Annotated in this window: 16 protein-coding genes; 8 read left to right on the top strand and 8 right to left on the bottom strand. The window is 63.7% G+C overall.

Features of this window, described 5'->3' with window-relative positions; all coding sequences use genetic code 11:
• Nucleotides 1–70 precede the first annotated feature (70 nt).
• The 3 genes from H928_RS0118390 to hemA form a co-directional block, all read right to left on the bottom strand.
• Nucleotides 71–2,107, bottom strand: a complete 2,037-nt coding sequence (locus tag H928_RS0118390) for a PEP/pyruvate-binding domain-containing protein (protein WP_021027822.1) — start codon at nt 2,105–2,107, stop codon at nt 71–73.
• Nucleotides 2,108–2,115: 8 nt separating this feature from the next.
• A complete protein-coding gene (gene prfA / locus H928_RS0118395) occupies nt 2,116–3,201 on the bottom strand; it encodes a peptide chain release factor 1 (RefSeq protein WP_027011099.1) in 1,086 nt (361 codons plus the stop codon).
• Nucleotides 3,202–3,321: 120 nt separating this feature from the next.
• On the bottom strand, nt 3,322–4,638 hold the full coding sequence (gene hemA / locus H928_RS0118400) for a glutamyl-tRNA reductase (protein ID WP_021027824.1): 1,317 nt from the start codon (nt 4,636–4,638) through the stop codon (nt 3,322–3,324).
• Nucleotides 4,639–4,717: 79 nt separating this feature from the next.
• On the opposite strand from hemA, the gene H928_RS0118405 reads away from it, so the two are divergent.
• The 3 genes from H928_RS0118405 (at nt 4,718) to H928_RS0118415 (ending at nt 7,614) form a co-directional block, all read left to right on the top strand.
• Complete coding sequence (locus H928_RS0118405; RefSeq protein WP_021027825.1) at nt 4,718–4,996, top strand: hypothetical protein; 279 nt, start codon at nt 4,718–4,720, stop codon at nt 4,994–4,996.
• Nucleotides 4,997–5,127: 131 nt separating this feature from the next.
• Entirely contained in the window at nt 5,128–6,504 is a 1,377-nt protein-coding gene (locus tag H928_RS0118410; RefSeq protein ID WP_021027826.1) for a hypothetical protein, read from the top strand.
• A 135-nt stretch (nt 6,505–6,639) separates the two neighbouring features.
• Nucleotides 6,640–7,614: a tripartite tricarboxylate transporter substrate binding protein gene (locus H928_RS0118415; RefSeq protein WP_021027827.1), complete on the top strand. Its 975-nt coding sequence runs from the start codon at nt 6,640–6,642 to the stop codon at nt 7,612–7,614.
• Between the two features lie 71 nt (nt 7,615–7,685).
• On the opposite strand, the gene ugpQ is transcribed toward H928_RS0118415, so the two are convergent.
• The 5 genes from ugpQ to ugpB all read right to left on the bottom strand — a co-directional run bounded on the left by ugpQ (nt 7,686) and on the right by ugpB (nt 12,796).
• Nucleotides 7,686–8,459: a glycerophosphodiester phosphodiesterase gene (gene ugpQ, locus H928_RS0118420; RefSeq protein ID WP_027011100.1), complete on the bottom strand. Its 774-nt coding sequence runs from the start codon at nt 8,457–8,459 to the stop codon at nt 7,686–7,688.
• Between the two features lie 115 nt (nt 8,460–8,574).
• A complete protein-coding gene (locus tag H928_RS0118425) occupies nt 8,575–9,582 on the bottom strand; it encodes a sn-glycerol-3-phosphate import ATP-binding protein UgpC (RefSeq protein ID WP_021027829.1) in 1,008 nt (335 codons plus the stop codon).
• A gap of 54 nt (nt 9,583–9,636) precedes the next feature.
• Nucleotides 9,637–10,485, bottom strand: coding sequence for a sn-glycerol-3-phosphate ABC transporter permease UgpE (gene ugpE / locus H928_RS0118430; RefSeq protein ID WP_021027830.1), 849 nt, complete (start codon nt 10,483–10,485; stop codon nt 9,637–9,639).
• A gap of 2 nt (nt 10,486–10,487) precedes the next feature.
• Nucleotides 10,488–11,369 (bottom strand): sn-glycerol-3-phosphate ABC transporter permease UgpA, encoded by an 882-nt coding sequence (gene ugpA / locus H928_RS0118435; protein WP_027011101.1) that lies wholly within the window; start codon nt 11,367–11,369, stop codon nt 10,488–10,490.
• Between the two features lie 110 nt (nt 11,370–11,479).
• Entirely contained in the window at nt 11,480–12,796 is a 1,317-nt protein-coding gene (gene ugpB / locus H928_RS0118440) for a sn-glycerol-3-phosphate ABC transporter substrate-binding protein UgpB (protein WP_021027832.1), read from the bottom strand.
• Nucleotides 12,797–13,299: 503 nt separating this feature from the next.
• Here ugpB and H928_RS0118445 point away from each other — a divergent pair.
• From H928_RS0118445 to H928_RS0118465, 5 genes are all read left to right on the top strand, one after another.
• Nucleotides 13,300–17,211 carry an FAD/FMN-binding oxidoreductase gene (locus H928_RS0118445; RefSeq protein WP_021027833.1) on the top strand — a complete coding sequence of 1,304 codons (3,912 nt, stop codon included), beginning with the start codon at nt 13,300–13,302 and terminating at the stop codon, nt 17,209–17,211.
• Nucleotides 17,208–17,687 carry an HIT family protein gene (locus H928_RS0118450; protein WP_021027834.1) on the top strand — a complete coding sequence of 160 codons (480 nt, stop codon included), beginning with the start codon at nt 17,208–17,210 and terminating at the stop codon, nt 17,685–17,687. The genes H928_RS0118445 and H928_RS0118450 overlap by 4 nt, the downstream gene beginning before the upstream one ends.
• Nucleotides 17,688–17,790: 103 nt before the next feature.
• On the top strand, nt 17,791–18,207 hold the full coding sequence (locus tag H928_RS0118455; protein ID WP_021027835.1) for a gamma-butyrobetaine hydroxylase-like domain-containing protein: 417 nt from the start codon (nt 17,791–17,793) through the stop codon (nt 18,205–18,207).
• Nucleotides 18,208–18,397: 190 nt separating this feature from the next.
• A complete protein-coding gene (ubiE, locus tag H928_RS0118460; protein ID WP_021027836.1) occupies nt 18,398–19,129 on the top strand; it encodes a bifunctional demethylmenaquinone methyltransferase/2-methoxy-6-polyprenyl-1,4-benzoquinol methylase UbiE in 732 nt (243 codons plus the stop codon).
• Between the two features lie 147 nt (nt 19,130–19,276).
• Nucleotides 19,277–20,266 (top strand): Tim44 domain-containing protein, encoded by a 990-nt coding sequence (locus H928_RS0118465; protein WP_021027837.1) that lies wholly within the window; start codon nt 19,277–19,279, stop codon nt 20,264–20,266.
• Nucleotides 20,267–20,318 lie beyond the last annotated feature (52 nt).

Below are 20,318 nucleotides of genomic sequence, written 5' to 3' on the forward strand. Positions count from 1 at the left end.
TGGGTGAGCGTGACGGGGGTGTTGGGGGTGGGAGCATTCATGTCGGTACGCGGTTCGCGGTTGCTGCGGGCTAGTGGTTGGCGGCCTGCACAAAGGGCCGCGATTGCAGGACCAGGATCTGGTCAGCGGCCACTGCCCATTCAATATCCTGGGTGCGGCCGCCAAACTGCTTTTCGATCGCAGCGCCGGCATCGGCCAGGCGTTTGACCAGCGCATCGCTCAGCACCTGGCGCTGCGCCACGGCCACTTCCTGCACGCCACCGCCCGGCGCCAGGCGCAGCTCGGTGTCCTCAGCCGAGCGGCTGAGCACCTGCACGGCCTGGCTGCGGCGCGCGTACAGCACCTGCTCTGCCACCCGCCGGCCTTCCACCACGCGGATGCCGATGCCGCGCTTGGCCGCGATAAAGACGCTGTGCGCCGTGCCGCCCAGCGGGTCACGCGTGACCATCACGCCCGAGGCCTCGGAGTCCACCGCCTGCTGCACCAGCACCGCCATCGCGACGGCATCCTGCGCAATGCCGGCGGCACGGCGCGCCTCCCAGGCTTCGAAGTTGAAGACCGAGGCCCAGACCTTGCGCACCGCGTCTTGCAAGTCCGCCTCGCCCTTCACATGCGGCACCGTGGTGTAGAGGCCGGCGCCACTGAAGCCGGGCAAATCTTCCGAGCTTGACGAGCTGCGCACAAACACGCCGGCCTGCTGCAGCTGGCTGGTCCAGCGCGCCTGCAGACTTTGGGCAAAAGCGGCATCGAGCGGCATCTGCTCGATCTCGGCGCGCAGCGCGGTCAAGGCACGGCGGCGCAGGGCGGCATCGCTGTCAAAGCCGGGCTGCTGCTGCATGCGCGCCACTTTTTCCGCCAGGCCAAAACGCTGCATCGCGCTGGCATAGGCGCCAAAAGGCAGGCAAAAGCCATCGGGCACCTTGACGCCGGCAATGCCCGCATGCCGCACTTCGCCGAGGTTGGCGGCCTTGGCCCCGCACTGGCGGCGGTGGCTGGCGCGCAGGATGGCGAGCGGCTGCAGTGCGGTTCTGCGCGTGTCGGTCTGGATGCTGGCGCCCGCCAGGCTGCGCTTGATGGCCCTGCGCTCCATGGCTTGGCTGCGCTCGGCATCGGTGGCGGCACGCAGCTGGTAGTCCTTGGCGCTGACCGCCAAATGCACCCATTGGCCTTTGTGCGCTGCCAGCAGCTGGCTGGCATCGCGCACATAGGCATTGGGCACGCCCCAGCCTTTGGCCAGCAGGTTGACGTGCGAGACCATGGTCGAGGGCTGCTCGGTCAGCACGCCTGCCACAGGCGGCAGCGCGATGGGCACCTGGCGCAGCACGACGATGTCGCTGGGCTGCAGGTCATGGACTTGGTCGATATCGTCCACCAAACGCAGGCGGCCCACGGCCTGGCCGGGGTTCAGCGGTAAAAAGCGTTGCTGGCCGATCAACGCGCTTTGCGTGACTGCGGGGATGCCTGCGGCGGCAGCCACCTGCTCTTGCGCGCTGGCATTGGCCTTGAACTGCACAGTCGCAAAAAAGTGGTTGCGCAACTGGTCTTCGGTTTCGCGCAGCAGGCTGCCCGTCAGCTGGTCGCCTTCCCAGAATTCATAGACAAAGCCGTTAATCTGCGGCTGCCAGCTCAGGGTGCCCAGGATAAAGCGGCGCCCTGCGTCGCGGTAGTTGCGGTTCAGCGCATCCTTGCCGCCGCGCAGCAGGCCTTGCTCGCGCAAAAAGCGGTCGTGCAGCTGAAAGCGCGGCGTGTTGATGAAGTACAGCCTGGCAGCAGGGCGGGCCTGGCGGTCGACCACAAAGATCACATGGGGCTGGGCCAGCGGCGTGCCGGCGTTGTAGACGCGGGCCAACTGGTCAAAGGAGGTCTGGCTCATCAGATCAGCGGCAAAGGGCTGGCTGCTGTGGTTGGCCATGGCCTGCGCGGGCCCGCTGCTGCCTGGCCTGGCGATCAGCTCCTGCGGCGCGCTGCTGGCGTTGCGGCCATCCTCATACATCGAGGGCTTGCGCGCCAACTGGGCCGAGGCGCTGCTGGCGGCCAGCGCCAGGGTCATGTATCCCGCCGCACGCCAGGCAGCGCGCAACGCAAAACCGGGGTGGTGGCTGGGCATGGCTGGCCTTATTGGTTGACTTCCAGCTCGGCCAGCAACTCGGCCTCGCGCTCGGACTGCAGCGCTTCCATCAGCTCGCTGAGGTCGCCATCCATGATGAAGCTGAGCTTGTACAAGGTCAGGTTGATGCGGTGGTCGGTGACGCGGCCCTGCGGGAAGTTGTAGGTGCGGATGCGGTCGCTGCGGTCGCCCGAGCCGATCAGGCCCTTGCGCATGGCGGCCTCTTTGGCGGCGCGTTCGCTACGTTCTTTTTCCTGGATACGGGCCTGCAGCACCTGCAAGGCCTTGGCCTTGTTGCTGTGCTGGCTGCGGCCGTCCTGGCATTCGGCGACGATGCCGGTCGGCAAGTGGACGATGCGCACCGCCGAATCGGTCTTGTTGATGTGCTGGCCACCGGCGCCGCTGGCGCGGAAGGTGTCGATGCGCAGGTCGGCCGGGTTCAGCGTGATGGCCTGCTGCTCGTCGGGCTCGGGCATCACTGCCACGGTGCAGGCGCTGGTGTGGATGCGGCCCTGGGTTTCGGTGGCGGGCACGCGCTGCACGCGGTGGCCGCCCGATTCAAAGCGCAGGGTGCCGTAGACGCTGTCGCCGCCGTCAATGCGCAGCACCACTTCCTTGTAGCCCCCTAGCTCGGCCTCGTTGGCGCTCATGATCTCGACCCGCCAGCCCATGCGCTCGGCGTAGCGCGTGTACATGCGGGTGATATCGCCGGCAAACAGCGCCGATTCATCACCACCGGTGCCGGCCCGCACTTCAACAAAGGCGGGGCGGGCATCGTCCGGGTCCTTGGGCAGCAGCATGCGCTGCAGCTGGGCGGCCAGCTGCTCCAGCTCGGCTTCGCCGCTGCTGATCTCTTCGCGCGCCATGTCGGCCATGTCCGGGTCGGCCAGCATCTCCTTGGCGCCCTCGATATCGGATTCGATCTGCTGGTAGCGCGCATAGCGCTCGGCCACGGCGGCAACATCGGTGTGTTCGCGCGAGAGCTTGAGGAACTGCGGCATATTGGCCATGATGTCCTCGCGCGAGAGCAGAAAATTCAGCTCATTGAGTCGCTCGGCATAGCGTTCCAGCTGTTGGCGGAGAAAGTCTTTCATGGCGGTCTGGTAAGGCTGGGCCTGCGCCGGGGCTGCCGCAAATGCAGCGGTCAAACAGGCAGGCCGAGAAAAGGAGGGGGAGCGGGTAGCGAGCAGGGGCGGCTGGGCCGCGCAGCGTCGCTACAAACCCGATTGGTGGCCGTTGCCACCGCCGCGCTGGCTGCGCAGGAACAGGCGCGAGACCATGTCTGCGGTCTGGGCACGCGCCTGGGCATCGCCCGCGTGCAGCTCGGCCATGGTGCCGTGCAGAATCTTTTGCGACAGGCCGCGCGTCAGCGCATCGAGCACCGCGTCCATGTCTTCGCCCTTGGCCAGGCGTTTCTTGGCACGCTCGATCTCCAGCGCACGCCAGACATCGGCCTGCGCGTTGATCTGCTGGATCAAGGGCACGGCGCCGCCTTCCGGGGCGCGCTGGTCCATCCAGTGCATGAAGCGCTGTACACCGGCATCGATGATGGTTTCGGCCTGCACGACGGCCGCCTGGCGCTGCTCCTGGCCGGCCTTGACCACATGGGCCAGGTCATCCACGGTGTAGAGGTAGACATCACCCAGGTTCTTGACCTCGCCCTCGATATCGCGGGGAACGGCCAGGTCCACCATGAAGATGGGGCGGCGCTTGCGTTTTTTCAGCGCACTCTCAACCGCGCCCAGGCCGATGATCGGCAGGCTCGACGCCGTGCAGCTGATGATGGCATCGTATTCGTGCAGGTGGTCAGGCAGGTCCGCCAGGCGCATCGTGCTGGCGCCAAAGTGGCCCGCCAGCTTTTCGCCGCGCTCCAGGGTGCGGTTGGCCACCGTGATGTGGGCCGGCTGCTTGGCTGCGAAATGGGTGGCGCAAAGCTCAATCATTTCGCCAGCGCCAACAAACAGCACGCGGATCTTGGTCAGGTCTTCAAACAGCTGGCCGGCCAGGCGCACGGCGGCAGCGGCCATGCTGATGCTGTGCGCGCCAATTTCGGTGGCGCTGCGCACTTCCTTGGCGACGGCAAAGCTGCGCTGGAACAGCTGGTTCAGCGTGGTGCCCAGCGAGCCGGCTTCTTCCGCAGCGCGCACGGCGTTCTTCATCTGGCCCAGGATCTGGGCCTCGCCCAGCACCATCGAATCCAGACCGCTGGCGACGCGAAAAGCGTGGCGCGCGGCCAGGTCGTTTTGCAGGGTGTAGGTGTAGTTTTTCAGCGCCTCGGCGGGCAGGTCGCCGCTTTGGGCCAGCCAGCGCAGGGTGTGGTCAAGCGCCGGCTCTTGGGCGGCGCAATAGATCTCGGTGCGGTTGCAGGTGGACAGGATGGCAGTTTCCACACCGGCGTGGCTATGCACACCCGAGATCGTGCTGCGCAAACTCTGCAAAGTTGGCGCAATCTTGTCGAGTGCAAATGCAAACCGGCCGCGAATGTCGACCGGTGCCGTCGTGTGGTTGATGCCCAGGGCCCAAACTGCCATGCCAGGGATTATAAAATCTCTGTAAATCCATTGCTTGTCGTATCAGTACCAGCTTGACTTATATCAACCTGCCCGCTCCATGCTTGCCACCACCAGCCTCTGGCACCTGCTGAACTTCTGTGCCCCGGCCGCCTTTTTGGCGCTGCTGCTGGTGCTCGCCCGCTGGCTGTTTGCACGCAAGGCCACGCCGCTGCTGCCCTGGTATGGCCAGCTGGCGCTGCATTTTCTGGTGGGCTGCGCTGCGCTCTTCGTCGCGCTGCTGTGGCAGGGCCGCGACGGCAGCCTGATGGGCTATGCGCTTTTGGTGATCGCACTGGCCAGCAGCCAATGGGTGGTGCTGGGTGGCTGGCGGCGTTGATGCCGAGGTTCCGGTTATTTCTGCGACGCTAGCTATACGTTTCTTTACAATTCAGACATAATTGTGGGATGACCACCACAATGCCCTTGTCTGGCCACCGCTCCCGGTGGCTTTTCTGTATCTGCTGCCTCATGGTGGGCGCGGCAGCTGCGGCGCTGGTCTGGGGCTCGCAGGCCTTGCTGTTTGCCGATACCAATGATTTCCAGCGCGTGGTGGGCCACCTCTACCTGACGCCCATGGGTGATGGCATCCACTGGGCACTGCCCGATCGGCCCTTTCGCACACCGGGCAATCCGGAGCTGGCCTCGCACATGTTCACTTTTGCCGGCTGGGTGCAGCGTTTTATGCCCGGGAATATGTTTGACCTCGCGCGCACGGCGCTGGCGGCCAAGCTGCTGCTGCTCGCCTATGCCGCTGTGCTGGCCTGGCAATGCGCGGCGGCGCTGCAACGTGGCGCGCTGGGCTGGTCGGCCATGGTGCTGGCCTGGCTGGCCGTGTTCTTTATGGCGCACAACATCGGTATGGCCCAGTCCTTTTATGCCGAATACGCCTGCCTGATTGCGCTGCCGCTGCTGCTGCTGGGCCTGCTGGCCTCGCGCCGGGCTGTGCGGATGGTCGGCCTGGGTCTGGGGGCGCTGGTCTGCGGCCTGGCCAAGGTGCAGTATTTCTATGTGCCGCTGCTGGCGCTGTTGTGCGTCTGGGTGGGCAGCCGCTGGCAGCGCATGCTGCCCGACAAGGGCTTGCTCAAGCTGCTGCTGGCCGTGCAGGTGCTGTGCCTGGTGCCCTTGCTGATCGGCAAGAATGCGAGTCTCAATGCCTACCATGGCGTCTACCTGGGCTCCTACATGGTGCTCAGCCCGGCGCAGCTCGATGGCCTGGGTGTGCCCGCTGAGCGCCGGGACTGTATTGGTGTCGACGCCTGGGGCAATGCGCTCTCGGGCCCCGGCGGCACCCAGGTGCAGCACACGGATCGCGATTGCTACCCCGTGACGCCCAAGCTGGGCAAGGGTGATGTGCTGCGGCCTTATCTGCACTATCCGCTCACCCTGTGGCGCCTGGCCCGTTTTGCGCTGCCCAGCCATTTCACGGTGCAGTACTTCCATGTGTTTCCCGGCAACTTCTACCTTCACCGCCACGACGGTGGTGCCCAGCCGGTCACCGACCTGCTGCTGCGCATGAGCGCGCTGCGCGACCGCATCGTCACGCCGCTGGCGCCCCTCTTCCTGCTGGGCGCACTGGCGCTGTTTGCGGCCAGCCGCAGCCGCCAGGCCGGCCGCTTGCGGCCTCTGGCGGTGGGTGGCTTGCTGCTGGCGCTCCTGGTGGTCTCGCAGGTCATCATCGTGCTGCTGGGCGAAGGCGTGCGCGATATGAGCAAGCACCTGTGGGCCGCGCAGCTGGCGCTGGACATGCTGGTGCTGCTGGTGGCCGTGCAAGGCCTGGGCTGGCTGTGGCTGTGGTGGCGGCGCAAGGCAGCGCCCGCTGGCGAGGCGGCGGCAGCTACCGCCTGACGGGTGCGGCGTCAATCCGAAAAAATGCGAGACAGACGCCGGTTGTAGAAGCGGGGTGTGCCGGTCATGATGGGTTTGCAGGCTGCGTTCGCACGGCCTGCCTCTCTACCGATAACAAACCCAAGGAGACAGACCATGAAGCACATCGCACACGCCTGCCTGGCAGCCATCACCGGGCTGGCGTTCAGCGCCGCGGCCCAGGCGCAGCAGCCTTTTCCCACCAAGCCGGTGCGCGTGGTCATCGGCTTTCCCGCAGGTGGCCCGCTGGACCAGCATGCCCGCCTGTTGACCGACAAGCTCCAGGGCGTGCTCGGCCAGCCCATCATCGTGGACTACAAGCCCGGTGCCGGTGGCGCGGTGGGTGCGCAGGATGTCATGAAGGCGCCGGCCGATGGCTATACCTTGATGCTGGCCAATACCGGGGTGATGGTGATCAACCCCGCGCTCTACCCCAAGCTGCCCTACAGCACCTTGCGCGATTTCACGCCGGTGGCGCGCACGGCGATGCAGCCCTTGGCCCTGCTGGTCAACAACAAGGTGCCAGCCAAGAACCTGCAGGAGTTCATCAGCTACGCCAAGGCCCACCCCGGCAAGGTCAACTTTGGCTCGGCTGGCAATGGCGGCATCAGCCACCTGGTGCCCGAGATGTTCAAAAACGCCACCGGGCTGGACCTGGTGCATATCCCCTACAAGGGCAGTGCGCCGGCCTTTACCGATCTGGTGGGCGGCCAGGTGCAGTTCATGGCCGAGAGCATTCCGCAGGCCGCTGCCTACCACAAGCAGGGCAAGGTGCGTGCGCTGGCCGTCACCAGCAAGGAGCGCAACCCGGCGCTGCCCGAGGTGCCGACGGCCATTGAAAGCGGGCTCAAGGGCTTTGAGGTCGTGGGCTTCTATGGCTTTCTCGCGCCCGCTGGTACGCCCAAAGAGGTGCTGAACCAGCTCAGCGCCGCCTTTGGCCAGGTGATGCAGATGCCCGATGTGCGCGGGCGCATGGTGGAGCAGGGCGCCGACCCGGCCTTTCTCGGTGCCGAGGCGTTCAGCCAGTTCCTGGCCGGCGAGATGCCGCGCTGGGCCGAGGCGGTCAAGGCCTCGGGCACCAAGATGGACTGAGGCGCATCGCGCACAAAAAAAGCCCAGCCATGCCGGGCTTTTGTCTGGCTGTCAGCCAAAGCGCGATGGAATTACAGCAGCGGACCATCCTGCGCCGGGCTGAACAGGTCCACCCGGTCGGTGATGATGCCATCAGTGCCCAGGTCGATCAGGCGCTGCGCGGCCCATTCGTCGTTGACCGTGTAGCTGCTGCAGTAGAGGCCTGCGGCATGGACCTTGGCCACTAGCGCGGCATCCCAGAGCGCATGGTTGAGCACCAGCGCCTGGCAGCCCAGCTCCAGCGCCAGCTGCAGCTCGGCGTCGCCGCTGCCATCGGCCAGCTTGTCGACCAGCAGGCCGCGTGGGATATGCGCTGCCACTTCGCGCGCGCCGCGCAGCGAATCGGCCTTGAACGAGGTGAAAAGCGGCGGCACCACGGTTTGCGGCCAGATGCGGTTCATCAGCGCACCGGCTGCACGGCCTGTTTCCAGCTCCTGGCCGGGCGTGGGCTTGATCTCGACGTTCAGGAAAAGGTGGTTGGCCAGGCACCAGCGGGCCAGCGCCTCCAGGGTGGGCAGGTTCTCGCCCGCATGGCTGCGCGAATGCCAGCTGCCGGCATCGAGCTGGGCGAGCTCACCCATGCTCAGGTCGCTGCCGGTGCCCTGGGCATTGGTGGTGCGTTTCAGGTCTGCATCGTGCATCAGAAACAGCACGCCATCGCGGCTGAGCTTGGCATCGCACTCGAACATGCGGTAGCCGTGCGCGGCGCCCAGGCGGAAGGCGCTCATGGTGTTCTCGGGTGCCAGTTTGCCTGCGCCGCGGTGGGCCACCCAGCGTGGATAGGGCCAGTTGCTAGAAAGCGTCATATCAATCTCGATGAGAAAAAAGAAAAGCGCCACAAGTGCTGCACTTGGGCGCTGGTGTTCAAGCGTTCAGGTCAGGAGCCAAGGCGTGGCCGCTGTGCACATCGCCTTGCTGCGCTCAGATGCGCTTGCCGGTTTCTGCGTGGAACCAGTGCAGGCGGTCTTCGCGGGCGCTGATGCGCGCCACTTCACCGGGCTTGGGGAAGGGCGTGCCTTCTTCCACGCGCACGGTGACTTGCTCGCCGCCCACTTTGCCGTACAGCAGGCGCTCGGCGCCCAGCAGCTCCACGGTTTCGACCTGGAACTCCCAGCCACCCGAGGCCACCAGGTCGATGTGCTCGGGGCGGATACCCAGGATCTGACCGGCCTTGCCATTGGCAGAATTCTTCAGCAGGTTCATCGGCGGCGAGCCGATGAAGCCGGCGACAAAGGTCGATGCGGGCGTGTGGTAGACCTCTTCGGGTGTGCCGAACTGCTCGACATTGCCGCCGTTCATCACGATCATGCGCTGGGCCAGGGTCATCGCTTCGACCTGGTCGTGGGTCACGAACAGGCTGGTGATGCCCAGCTCGGCATGGAGCTTCTGGATTTCGATGCGGGTCTGGCCGCGCAGCTTGGCATCCAGGTTGGACAGCGGCTCGTCAAACAGGAAAACCTGGGGCTGGCGCACGATGGCGCGGCCCATGGCCACGCGCTGGCGCTGGCCGCCCGACAGCTGGCGCGGCTTGCGGTCCAGCAGGTGCGACAGCTCCAAAATCTTGGCAGCCTTGTCCACGCGGCGCTTGATCTCGTCCTCGGGCACCTTGGCGAGCTTCAGGCCATAGGCCATGTTCTCGTAGTTGCTCATGTGCGGGTAGAGCGCGTAGTTCTGGAACACCATGGCGATGTTGCGCTTGGCGGGCTCGAGGTTGTTGACGATCTTGTCGCCAATCATCAGGTCACCGCCGGTGATTTCTTCGAGGCCGGCAATCATGCGCAGCAGGGTCGACTTGCCGCAGCCCGAGGGGCCCACCAGAACGATGAATTCACCGTCCTTGATTTCGGCATTGACGCCATGGATCACGGGCACGGCCGATTTGCCGGTGCCGTAGCGTTTGACAATGTTCTTGAGAGAGATGGAAGCCATAAGAAGGTTTCGTTGTATCGGTCAAAGATGGTGGAGGGACAAGATGGCGAGGGGTTACTTTTCGGTATCCACCAGACCTTTGACAAACCACTTTTGCATCAGCATCACCACCAGGGTCGGTGGCAGCATGGCCAAGATGGCGGTGGCCATCACGATATTCCAGTCCACAGCGGCTTCGCCGCCTGCCAGCATGCGCTTGATACCGATCACCACGGGGTACATGTCTTCCGAGGTGGTCATCAGCAAGGGCCAGAGGTACTGGTTCCAGCCGTAGATGAACTGGATCACGAACAGGGCCGCAATCGAGGTGCGCGACAGCGGCACCAGGATGTCCTTGAAAAAGCGCATCGCGCCGGCGCCGTCGATGCGTGCGGCTTCCACCAGCTCATCGGGCACCGTCAGGAAGAACTGGCGGAACAGGAAGGTGGCGGTGGCCGAGGCGATCAGCGGCAAGGTCAGACCGGCATAGCTGTTGAGCAGGCCGAGTTCCGCCACGACCTTGTAGGTGGGCAGAATCCGCACTTCAACGGGCAGCATCAGCGTGAGGAAAATCGCCCAGAAGCAGATCATCTTGAAGGGGAAGCGGAAGTAGACGATGGCAAAGGCCGACAGCAGCGAGATCGCGATCTTGCCGACGGTGATGATCATCGCCACCCAGAAACTCACCCACATCATGTGCATGACGTTGGTGTTCGAGCCCAGCTTGCCCGAGCCGAACAGCGCGGCCTGGTAGTTTTCCCAGAGGTGGGCGCCAGGCAGCAGCGGCATGGGAGACTGCACGATGGCATCGGCCGTGTGGGTTGATGCGATGAAGGCCAAGTACAACGGGAAGGCCACAATCGCCACGCCGAGCACCAGCACGGCGTGCGAGAGGAAATTGAGCCAGGGATTGCGGTCAACCATGATCAGTACTGCACTTTCTTTTCAACATAGCGGAACTGCACCACGGTCAGCACGATGACGATCAGCATCAGCACGACGGACTGCGCTGCGGAGCCGCCCAGATCCAGCGCCTTGAAGCCGTCCTGGTAGACCTTGTAGACCAGGATCGAGGTCGATTGGCCGGGGCCGCCTTGCGTTGCCGCATCGATGATGCCGAAGGTGTCGAAGAACGCGTAGACGATGTTGATCACCAGCAGGAAGAAGGTAGTGGGCGAGAGCAGCGGCAGCTGGATGTTCCAGAAGCGGCGCCAGGGGCTGGCACCATCGATCGATGCCGCTTCGATCAGCGCCTTGGGGATGGACTGCAGGCCCGCCAGGAAGAACAGGAAGTTGTAGGAAATCTGCTTCCACACCGAGGCCATGACGATCAGCGCCATCGCCTGGTTGTCATTCATCATGTGGTTCCAGTTGTAGCCCAGCTTGCCCAGGTAATAGGTGACCACGCCGATGGATGGCGAGAACAGAAACACCCACAGCACGCCGGCAATCACCGGTGCGACGGCGTAGGGAACGATCAGCAAGGTCTTGTAGACCATCGCAAAGCGCACGATGCGGTCGGCAAAGATGGCCAGCACCAGCGAGATGGCAATGCCCGCGCCTGCGACCAGCACCGAGAACATGGCGGTGCGCTTGAAGGAATTCAGATAGGTGGGATCGGCGAACAGGTTGCGGAAGTTCTCCAGCCCCACCCATTCGGTGCTCATGCCGAAGGCGTCTTCCATCTGGAAGGACTGCAGCACAGCCTGGCCAGCAGGCCAGAAAAAGAAAATGCCAATGATCAGCAACTGCGGTGCAATCAACACCCAGGGCAGCCATTTAGAGCGGAAAAGTACGCGTTTTTCCATGATGGAGCTCAAAAACAAAAAAACCGCCGGGGCTGCAGACAGCCGCCGGGCGATGGCTCATCGACTGCGCCCGCCCCACGCGTGCAGGGTGGGCGCATGTGATGAAAGGATTAAGGCTTGTACGACTTTTCGAAGCGGGCCAGCAGTTCGTTGCCACGGCTCACGATGGAGTCCAGGGCTTCCTTGCCGGTCTTCTTGCCAGCCCAGACCTGTTCGAGTTCTTCGTCCTCGATGGTGCGGATCTGTACGTAGTTGCCCAGGCGGATACCACGCGAGTTGTCGGTGACCTTGCGGATCATCTGGGTCACGGCGGTGTCGGTGCCAGGGTTCTTTTGGTAGAAGCCGGACTTCTCGGTCAGGTCATACGCGGCCATCGTCACAGGCAGGTAGCCGGTGCGCTGGTGCGAAGCGGCCTGCACCTTGGTTTGCGACAGGAATTCGAAGAACTTGGCCACGCCCTTGTACTCTTCGGATTTCTTGCCGGCCATCACCCACAGCGATGCGCCACCGATCACGGTGTTCTGAGGCGCGCCCTTGACGTCAGGGTAGTAAGGCAGGGGTGCCAGGCCGTAGGCGAACTTGGCGTTCTTGGCCACGTCGCCGTAGAAACCGGACGAGGTCTGGATCATCGCGCATTCACCGGCGGTGAACGAAGCCTGGGCGGTGGACGCACGGCCCTTGTAGACAAACTCACCGGCCTTGGCGGCAGCGGCCAGGTTGTCGATGTGCTTGACGTGCAGTGGCGAGTTGATCTTCAGGCGTGCCTTGTAGCCGTTGGCAGACAGGCCATTGTGCTCGGTCGCGAACTCGACGTTGTGCCAGGTGGAGAAGGACTCCAGCTGGGTCCAGCCTTGCCATGCCAGGGTCATCGGGCAGCTGTGGCCGCTTTCCTTGAGCTTCTTGGCAGCAGCGAACACTTCAGGCCAGGTGGTGGGCACCTTTTCCGCGTCCAGACCGGCCTTCTTGAAGGCGTCCTTGTTGTAGTAGAAGATGGTCGTCGAGCTGTTGAACGGGAAGCTCAGCATCTGGCCGTTAGGCGCGGTGTAGTAACCGGCAACCGCTGGGATGTAGGCCTTGGGGTCGAAGGACACGCCGGCGTCCGACATCACCTTGCCCACGGGCACGGTAGCGCCCTTGGAGGCCATCATCGTGGCGGTGCCCACTTCAAACACTTGCAGAATGTGGGGCGCATTGCCCGAGCGGAAGGCCGCGATCGCTGCCGTCATCGACTCGTCGTACACACCCTTGAAGGTTGGCACAACCTTGTATTCCTTTTGGCTGTCGTTGAACTCCTTGGCCAGGTCGTTGACCCATTCGTTGTTCACGGCGGTCATGGAGTGCCACCATTGGATCTCGGTGACGGCATGGGCGGACAGGCTGGTAGTGGCTGCAATACCGGCAGCGATGACCAAACGCTTGAAGTGCATGAATGCTCCTAGGGGTTTATAAAACGCTCAAAAACGAATCGTATGTGGCGTTTGTGAATGTTCTGTGACGTTGTGGCATATCCGCTGGTTTTAGGCAACTGGGGAAAGCCAGCGCCCGTCCGCACAGCGTCAACAAATACAAGGCGTTACGATTGTAGTTCAGCCGCCATTCGTATTCGAGAGAAAAGTGTAACCTTAGGGGTTTAGACGCGACAGTGCTTTGGGGTTGTCACATGGGACTGTCAAACAGTTGTGGTAGAGGTGGGTGGGGGGTTCGAAATGCTCAATTTCGATCAAATAAGAAAAAATAGGAAAAAGTAGGCGCTGACGCAGGCGGGCGCCGGGATGGCTCCAGCGCCGGCAGGGGCCATGCGGCAAAGCCAGACTGCGGCGTACCATGTTTTAAAACGGGCAGCCATGCGTGCAAGCCCGGTGTCATAAAATCGGTGGCCCCACTGCTTACCCATAAAAGGGAGCGCCCGCTCCCGTACAGGTCCCCACACATGAACGCACCGATTGCGCTGGCAAGCTTGCAAGCACAGGTTGACGGGCCCGCCCGTCTCCGCGAGATCCCCTACAACTACACCTCGTTCTCCGACCGCGAAATCGTCATTCGCCTGCTGGGCGCGCAGGCCTGGGATCTGCTCGACCAGCTGCGCCAGGAGCGCAAGACGGGCCGCTCGGCGCGCATGCTCTACGAGGTGATGGGGGATATCTGGGTGGTGCAACGCAACCCCTATCTGCAAGACGACCTGCTGCACAACCCGGGCCGCCGCAAGCAGCTGGTGGAGGCACTGGAGCACCGCTTGGCCGAGGTGCAAAAGCGCCGCGCGCCCGCCGAGGACCCGGCGCGCGATGCGCTGGTGGGGCAGCTGATTGCCGCAGCACAGGTGGCAGTGTCCGAGTTTGACACCACCTTGCAGGAGGCCACCGAGCTGCGCCGCAAGGTGCAGCGCGTCTTCAAGCCGCTGACCGCCAAGGACAACGTCAAGTTTGACGGCCTCTCGCGCGTGAGCCATGTGACCGATGCGACCGACTGGCGCGTCGAATACCCGTTTGTCGTGCTGACGCCCGACACCGAAGAGGAAATGGCCGTGCTGGTCAAGGCCTGTATCGGCCTGGGGCTGACGATTGTGCCGCGCGGCGGCGGCACCGGCTACACCGGCGGCGCGATTCCGCTGAGCTGGCGCAGTGCCGTCATCAATACCGAAAAGCTCGAGAAGATGTCCGAGGTGGAGATGGTGTCCCTGCCGGGCATCGACCACCTGGTGCCCACCGTCTGGTCGCAGGCCGGTGTCGTGACCCAGCGCGTGGCCGATGCGGCCGAGCGCGGCGGCTTTGTGTTTGCGGTCGATCCGACCTCGATCGAAGCCTCGTGCATCGGCGGCAATATCGCGATGAACGCCGGCGGCAAGAAGGCCGTGCTCTGGGGTACGGCGCTGGACAACCTGGCGAGCTGGCGCATGGTCACGCCCGATGCGCAGTGGCTGGAAGTCACACGCCTGGACCACAACCTGGGCAAGATCCACGACGCCGAGATGGCCAGCTTCGAGCTGAAGTACCTGGAGGCCGACGGCAGGACCCTGGTGCGCACCGAGCGCCTGGACATCCCCGGCTACAAGTTCCGCAAGGAAGGCCTGGGCAAGGACGTGACCGACAAGTTCCTCTCGGGCCTGCCGGGCATCCAGAAAGAGGGCTGCGACGGCCTCATTACCAGCGCGCGCTGGGTGGTGCACCGCATGCCCTCGCACACCCGCACCGTCTGCCTGGAGTTCTTTGGCAATGCCAAGGATGCCGTGCCCTCGATCGTCGAGATCAAGGACTATATGTTTGGCGAGCAAAAGCGCTGCGGCGTGCTGCTGGCCGGGCTCGAGCACCTCGACGACCGCTACCTGAAGGCGGTGGGCTATGCGACCAAGAGCAAGAAGCACGGCGGCCTGCCCAAGATGGTGCTGTTTGGCGATATCGTCGGCGACAACCCCGATGAAGTGGCGCGCGTGACCAGCGAAGTGGTGCGCATTGCCAACTCGCGCAGCGGCGAAGGCTTTATCGCCATCAGCCCCGAGGCGCGCAAGAAATTCTGGCTGGACCGCAAGCGCACCGCCGCCATCAGCCGCCATACCAACGCCTTCAAGATCAATGAAGATGTGGTGATTCCGCTGCCCCGCATGGCCGAGTACACCGACGGCATCGAGCGCATCAACATCGAGCTGTCGCTGAACAACAAGATCAAGCTCTGCGACGCGCTGCACGACTTTTTTGCCAAGGGCAAACTGCCACTGGGCAAGCAGGATGACGCCAACGACATCCCGTCGGCCGAGCTGCTGGAAGACCGGGTCGCGCAAGCGCTGGTGCTGGTTACCGAGGTGCGCAACCGCTGGCAGGGCTGGCTCGATGGCGTGGCCGAGCAGTTCCGCCAGCTGCAGGACCACAGCCTGCGCGCCAGCTGGAAGAGCGATCTGCGCGCGCCGCTGGCCGCGATCTTTGGTGGCTCGGCCTATAAGCCGATCATGGACGAGGTGGTGGCCATCCACCAGCGCGTGCTCAAGGGCCGCGTGTTTGTTGCGCTGCACATGCATGCGGGCGATGGCAATGTGCATACCAACCTGCCCGTCAACAGCGATGACTATGAAATGCTGACCACCGCGCATGCCGCCGTGGCCCGCATCATGGCGCTGGCGCGCAGCCTGGATGGCGTGATCTCTGGTGAGCACGGCATCGGTATCACCAAGCTGGAGTTTTTGAGCGACGACGAGCTGCGCCCCTTTGCCGAGTACAAAGCCAAGATCGACCCGCACGGCCACTTCAACAAGGGCAAGCTGCTGCGCCCCGAAGAGCGCCGCCTGCTGCTGGAGCAGACCTATGCGGGCGACAAATCGCGCAAGTCGCTGATGTATGCCGACCTGACCAATGCCTACACGCCATCGTTTGGCCTGATGGGGCATGAGTCGCTGATCATGCAGCAAAGCCATATCGGCGCGATTGCCGATTCGGTCAAGGACTGCCTGCGCTGCGGCAAGTGCAAACCGGTCTGCGCTACCCATGTGCCGCGCGCCAACCTGCTGTATTCGCCCCGCAACAAGATTCTGGCGACCTCGCTCCTCGTTGAGGCCTTCCTCTATGAAGAGCAGACGCGCCGGGGCGTGTCGATCCGCCACTGGCAGGGGTTCGAGGATGTGTCGGACCACTGCACGGTCTGCCACAAGTGCGCCACGCCTTGCCCGGTCAAGATCGACTTTGGCGATGTGACGATGAACATGCGCAACCTGCTGCGCCAGATGGGCAAGAAGAGCTTCCGGCCGGGCAACAAGGTGGCCATGGCCATGCTCAACGCGACCAACCCGGACACCATCAAGCTGCTGCGCAAGACCATGGTGGGCGTGGGCTTCAAAGCCCAGCGCCTGGCGGTCGATGTGCTCAAGGGCTTTGGCAAGCGCCAGACCGCGCACCCGCCCGCCAGCGTGGGCACGGCGCCGCTCAAGGAGCAGGTGATCCACTTCGTCAACAAGAAGCTGCCCGGTGGCCTGCCCAAGCAGACGGCGCGCGCGCTGCTCGATATCGAGAACAAGGACTACGTGCCCATCATCCGGGACCCGAAGACCACCACCTCCGAGACCGAGGCGGTGTTCTATTTCCCCGGTTGCGGCTCCGAGCGCCTGTTCAGCCAGGTCGGCCTGGCCACACAGGCCATGCTCTGGCATGCCGGTGTGCAGACCGTGCTGCCGCCGGGCTACCTGTGCTGCGGTTATCCCCAGCGCGGCTCGGGCCAGTTCGACAAGGCCGAGAAGATGATCACCGACAACCGGGTGCTCTTCCACCGCGTGGCCACGACCTTGAACTACCTGGACATCAAGACCGTGGTGGTGAGCTGCGGCACCTGCTACGACCAGCTCCAGGGCTACCAGTTCGACAAGATCTTCCCGGGCTGCCGCATCATCGACATCCATGAATACCTGCTTGAAAAGGGTGTGACCTTGCAGGGCAAGAGCTCCTACCTGTACCACGACCCCTGCCACACGCCGATGAAGCAGCAGGACCCGATGAAGACCGTCAAGGCCCTGGTGGGTGACAACGTGCTGAAGAGCGAGCGCTGCTGCGGCGAATCGGGCACCCTGGGTGTGACCCGTCCCGATATCTCGACCCAGATCCGCTTTCGCAAGACGGAAGAAATCCGCAAGGGCGAAGCGCAGCTGCGCGAATCCGGCCAGGTCGAAGCCAAGGAGAACGTCAAGATTCTGACCAGCTGCCCGAGCTGCCTGCAGGGTCTCAACCGCTACCAGGACGACCTGCAAAACGGCCTGCTCGAAGCGGACTACATCGTGGTCGAGATGGCGCGCGAGATCCTGGGTGAGAACTGGATGCCCGAGTATGTGCAGCGTGCCAACCAGGGCGGCATCGAACGGGTGCTGGTATGACGGCTGCCAACGCCAACGCCAACGCTAACCCCGACTGCCCGCTGTGTCAGACCGAGGGCGGACGCCTGGTCTGGCAGGGCGCCCGGGGTGGCGCGCTGCTGCGCGTGATCCATGCCGACGAGGCCGGCTTTCCTGCCTTTTACCGCGTGGTCTGGGCTGCGCATGTGGCCGAACTCTCGGATCTGTCCGAGTCCGAGCGCCAGTGGTGCATGGATGCGGTGATGGCGGTGGAGCTGGCGCTGCGGGCCCTGGAGCCCGTACCGGGCAAGATCAACCTGGCGGCCCTGGGCAATATGGTGCCCCATCTGCACTGGCATGTGATTGCGCGCTTCGCGGAGGACAGCCATTTCCCCGCGCCCGTCTGGGCGGCGGCCCAGCGGCCACGTGATGCGCAGCGCGAAGCGGCGCTGGCCGCGCAACTGCCAGCGGCCGAAGCGCGCATGCAGTCAGCGCTGGAGCGCCTGCGTACGGCATAATTGCTATTGTTTTTGATAGCATGGCGCTGGCGCAGAGGGCCCGCCCTGCATTCATCTGGGCTTGGGCCTGCGGGCCGCTTGGCCTGGTTTGCAAAGGATTGACATGGCTGGCTTGAACCAGGATACCCCCACCCCGACCGCACTGACGGTGCATGGCGCAAGCCGCGTGCTGGAAGTGCAATACGCCGATGGCGCGGCCTTTCGCCTGCCGTTCGAGCTGCTGCGCGTGTACTCGCCGTCCGCCGAAGTGCAGGGCCACGGCCCGGGCCAGGAGGTGCTGCAGACCGGCAAGCGCGATGTGACGATCGTCGCGGTGGAGCCTGTGGGCAACTATGCCATCAAGCCCGTCTTCTCAGACGGCCATGAAAGCGGCCTCTACAGCTGGCAGTACCTCTACGAGCTGGGCAGCCGCCAGACCGAACTCTGGCAGGACTACCTGAACCGCCTGCAGGCCGCAGGCGCGGACCGCGACCAGCCCATGCCTGGCAAGGCCGGCAGCGCCTGCGGACACCAGCACTGAGCCAGCACTGGCCCTGATCACCGAATGGCCACGCGGTCATTCGGAAAAATTTTGTATTTAAAGCTATTAAACTTATAGCTTTGAGTATTCGCCACCATTGGCTTTGGGCGTTTTATGCATTGAACTGCATACCCTCGAATAATTCGGGGTATGGGGGTCGGACGTTACAGAGCTTGCTAGCATTCACACCATGAGTACCACCCACTTTGGATTTGAGACGGTTGACGAGAAGGACAAGGCGCGCAAGGTGCGCGGCGTGTTCGACTCGGTCGCGAGCAAATATGACGTGATGAACGACCTGATGTCCGGTGGCCTGCACCGGGTCTGGAAGCACTACACCGTCATGGTCGCCAACCTTAAGGAAGGCCAGCGCGTGCTGGACATCGCGGGCGGTACCGGTGATCTGTCGCTGGCCTTTGCCAAAAAGGTGGGCCAGAGTGGCCAGGTGGTGCACACCGATATCAACGAAGCCATGCTGCGCGTGGGCCGCGACCGCCTGATCGACAAGGGCCTGAACCTGCCCACCACGGTTTGCGATGCCGAGGCCCTGCCTTTCCCCGACCAGTACTTTGACCTGGTGAGCGTGGCCTTTGGCCTGCGCAACATGACCAACAAGGACCAGGCGCTCAAGGAAATGTGCCGCGTGCTCAAGCCGCGCGGCAAGCTGCTGGTGCTGGAGTTTTCTAAGGTGGCCAAACCGCTGGAGAAGGCCTACGACTTGTATTCCTTCCAGGTGCTACCACGTATAGGGAAGATGGTGGCGGGCGATGCCGACAGCTACCGCTACCTGGCCGAATCGATTCGCATGCATCCTGGCCAGGCCGAACTCAAGGCCATGATGCAAAAAGCAGGCTTTGGCCATGTGGATTACCACAATATGACGGCAGGGATTACCGCCTTGCATGTCGGGATCAAATGCTGAACAAGTGAGATGCGATACCGGTCGCAAAGCCAGGCGCCTGCCCAGTGCCCAGCGCAATACAACACAACAGACCGGTGTTGCTGAGAAGTGGGCGTGGATGTAATAGCCGGCGCAAAGGCGTACCGGCCCTAACAAAACGGAGCAAATATGACAAAACTGTGGTCAGTGGTCTTGGTGGTACTGCTGGCATTTGTGCACCTCGATGCCGATGCCAAGCGCATGGGAGGTGGCAAGTCCATGGGCCAGCAGTCCGGCAATGTGACCCAACGGCAGGCGACGCCTGCGCAAGCGCCTGGCAACAATGCCACCGCGCCTGCGCAAGCCCAGCGCCCCGCCACCCCGAATGCCGCCCCTGCGGCGCCCAAGAAGCCTTGGGGCGCGATGCTCGGCGGCCTGGCCGCTGGTCTGGGTCTGGCTTGGCTCGCCCACTCGCTGGGCTTTGGTGAAGCTTTTGCCAACATGCTGCTGATCGGCCTGGCCATCATGGCGGTGCTGGCCATTGTCGGCTTTGTGATGCGCCGCAAGGGTGCTGCTGCGGCCCAGCCAGCGCAGTCGCCCTTCGCCTTCCAAGGTGCTGGCAACGCCGCGCCGCAAGCGCCGGTCTCGGCTCCGGTGGCTCCGCAGTACAACCCCGAGAAGGTCGGTAACGACGCCTCGGCCCGCCCCTGGGAGCAGGGCGCTGCGCCTGCCGCCGCCGCTGGTGGCAGCATGATCGGTTCCGGCCTGGCCGGTGCCCAATCCTGGGGTGTGCCAGAAGGTTTTGATACCAATGGCTTCCTGGAGGCCGCCAAGCGCAACTTCGTGACCCTGCAGTCCGCCTGGGACCGCTCGGACATCAACACCCTGCGCTCGATGATGACCGACGACATGCTCGGCGAAGTCAAGGGCCAGCTGCAGGACCGTGAGCAGCACCGCGAAGGCGTGCAGCCCAACCAGACCGATGTGGTGATGCTCGAAGCCCAGCTGCTGGGTATCGAGGATGTGGGCAATGCCTACATGGCCAGCGTCGAGTTCTCGGGCATGATCCGCGAAGAAGCCCATGCAGGCCCCAGCCCCTTCCGCGAAGTCTGGAACATGACCAAGCCCAAGGACGGCACCAGTGGTTGGCTCGTAGCAGGTCTGCAAGCGCTGCAGTAAGCAAACCGTAAAACTCCACCGCTTTGCCTGTTAATGCTGACGACAGGCGGCG

Source organism: Comamonas sp. B-9 (genome assembly GCF_000410635.1).
Classification (GTDB): Bacteria; Pseudomonadota; Gammaproteobacteria; order Burkholderiales; family Burkholderiaceae_C; genus Comamonas.

Bases quoted from the DNA above. Each gene is read 5' to 3' on its own strand.
- H928_RS0118390 (WP_021027822.1), bottom strand. From the start codon at position 2,107: ATGCCCAGCCACCACCCCGGTTTTGCGTTGCGCGCTGCCTGGCGTGCG.
- prfA (WP_027011099.1), bottom strand. From the start codon at position 3,201: ATGAAAGACTTTCTCCGCCAACAGCTGGAACGCTATGCCGAGCGACTC.
- hemA (WP_021027824.1), bottom strand. From the start codon at position 4,638: ATGGCAGTTTGGGCCCTGGGCATCAACCACACGACGGCACCGGTCGAC.
- H928_RS0118405 (WP_021027825.1), top strand. From the start codon at position 4,718: ATGCTTGCCACCACCAGCCTCTGGCACCTGCTGAACTTCTGTGCCCCG.
- H928_RS0118410 (WP_021027826.1), top strand. From the start codon at position 5,128: ATGGTGGGCGCGGCAGCTGCGGCGCTGGTCTGGGGCTCGCAGGCCTTG.
- H928_RS0118415 (WP_021027827.1), top strand. From the start codon at position 6,640: ATGAAGCACATCGCACACGCCTGCCTGGCAGCCATCACCGGGCTGGCG.
- ugpQ (WP_027011100.1), bottom strand. From the start codon at position 8,459: ATGACGCTTTCTAGCAACTGGCCCTATCCACGCTGGGTGGCCCACCGC.
- H928_RS0118425 (WP_021027829.1), bottom strand. From the start codon at position 9,582: ATGGCTTCCATCTCTCTCAAGAACATTGTCAAACGCTACGGCACCGGC.
- ugpE (WP_021027830.1), bottom strand. From the start codon at position 10,485: ATGGTTGACCGCAATCCCTGGCTCAATTTCCTCTCGCACGCCGTGCTG.
- ugpA (WP_027011101.1), bottom strand. From the start codon at position 11,369: ATGGAAAAACGCGTACTTTTCCGCTCTAAATGGCTGCCCTGGGTGTTG.
- ugpB (WP_021027832.1), bottom strand. From the start codon at position 12,796: ATGCACTTCAAGCGTTTGGTCATCGCTGCCGGTATTGCAGCCACTACC.
- H928_RS0118445 (WP_021027833.1), top strand. From the start codon at position 13,300: ATGAACGCACCGATTGCGCTGGCAAGCTTGCAAGCACAGGTTGACGGG.
- H928_RS0118450 (WP_021027834.1), top strand. From the start codon at position 17,208: ATGACGGCTGCCAACGCCAACGCCAACGCTAACCCCGACTGCCCGCTG.
- H928_RS0118455 (WP_021027835.1), top strand. From the start codon at position 17,791: ATGGCTGGCTTGAACCAGGATACCCCCACCCCGACCGCACTGACGGTG.
- ubiE (WP_021027836.1), top strand. From the start codon at position 18,398: ATGAGTACCACCCACTTTGGATTTGAGACGGTTGACGAGAAGGACAAG.
- H928_RS0118465 (WP_021027837.1), top strand. From the start codon at position 19,277: ATGACAAAACTGTGGTCAGTGGTCTTGGTGGTACTGCTGGCATTTGTG.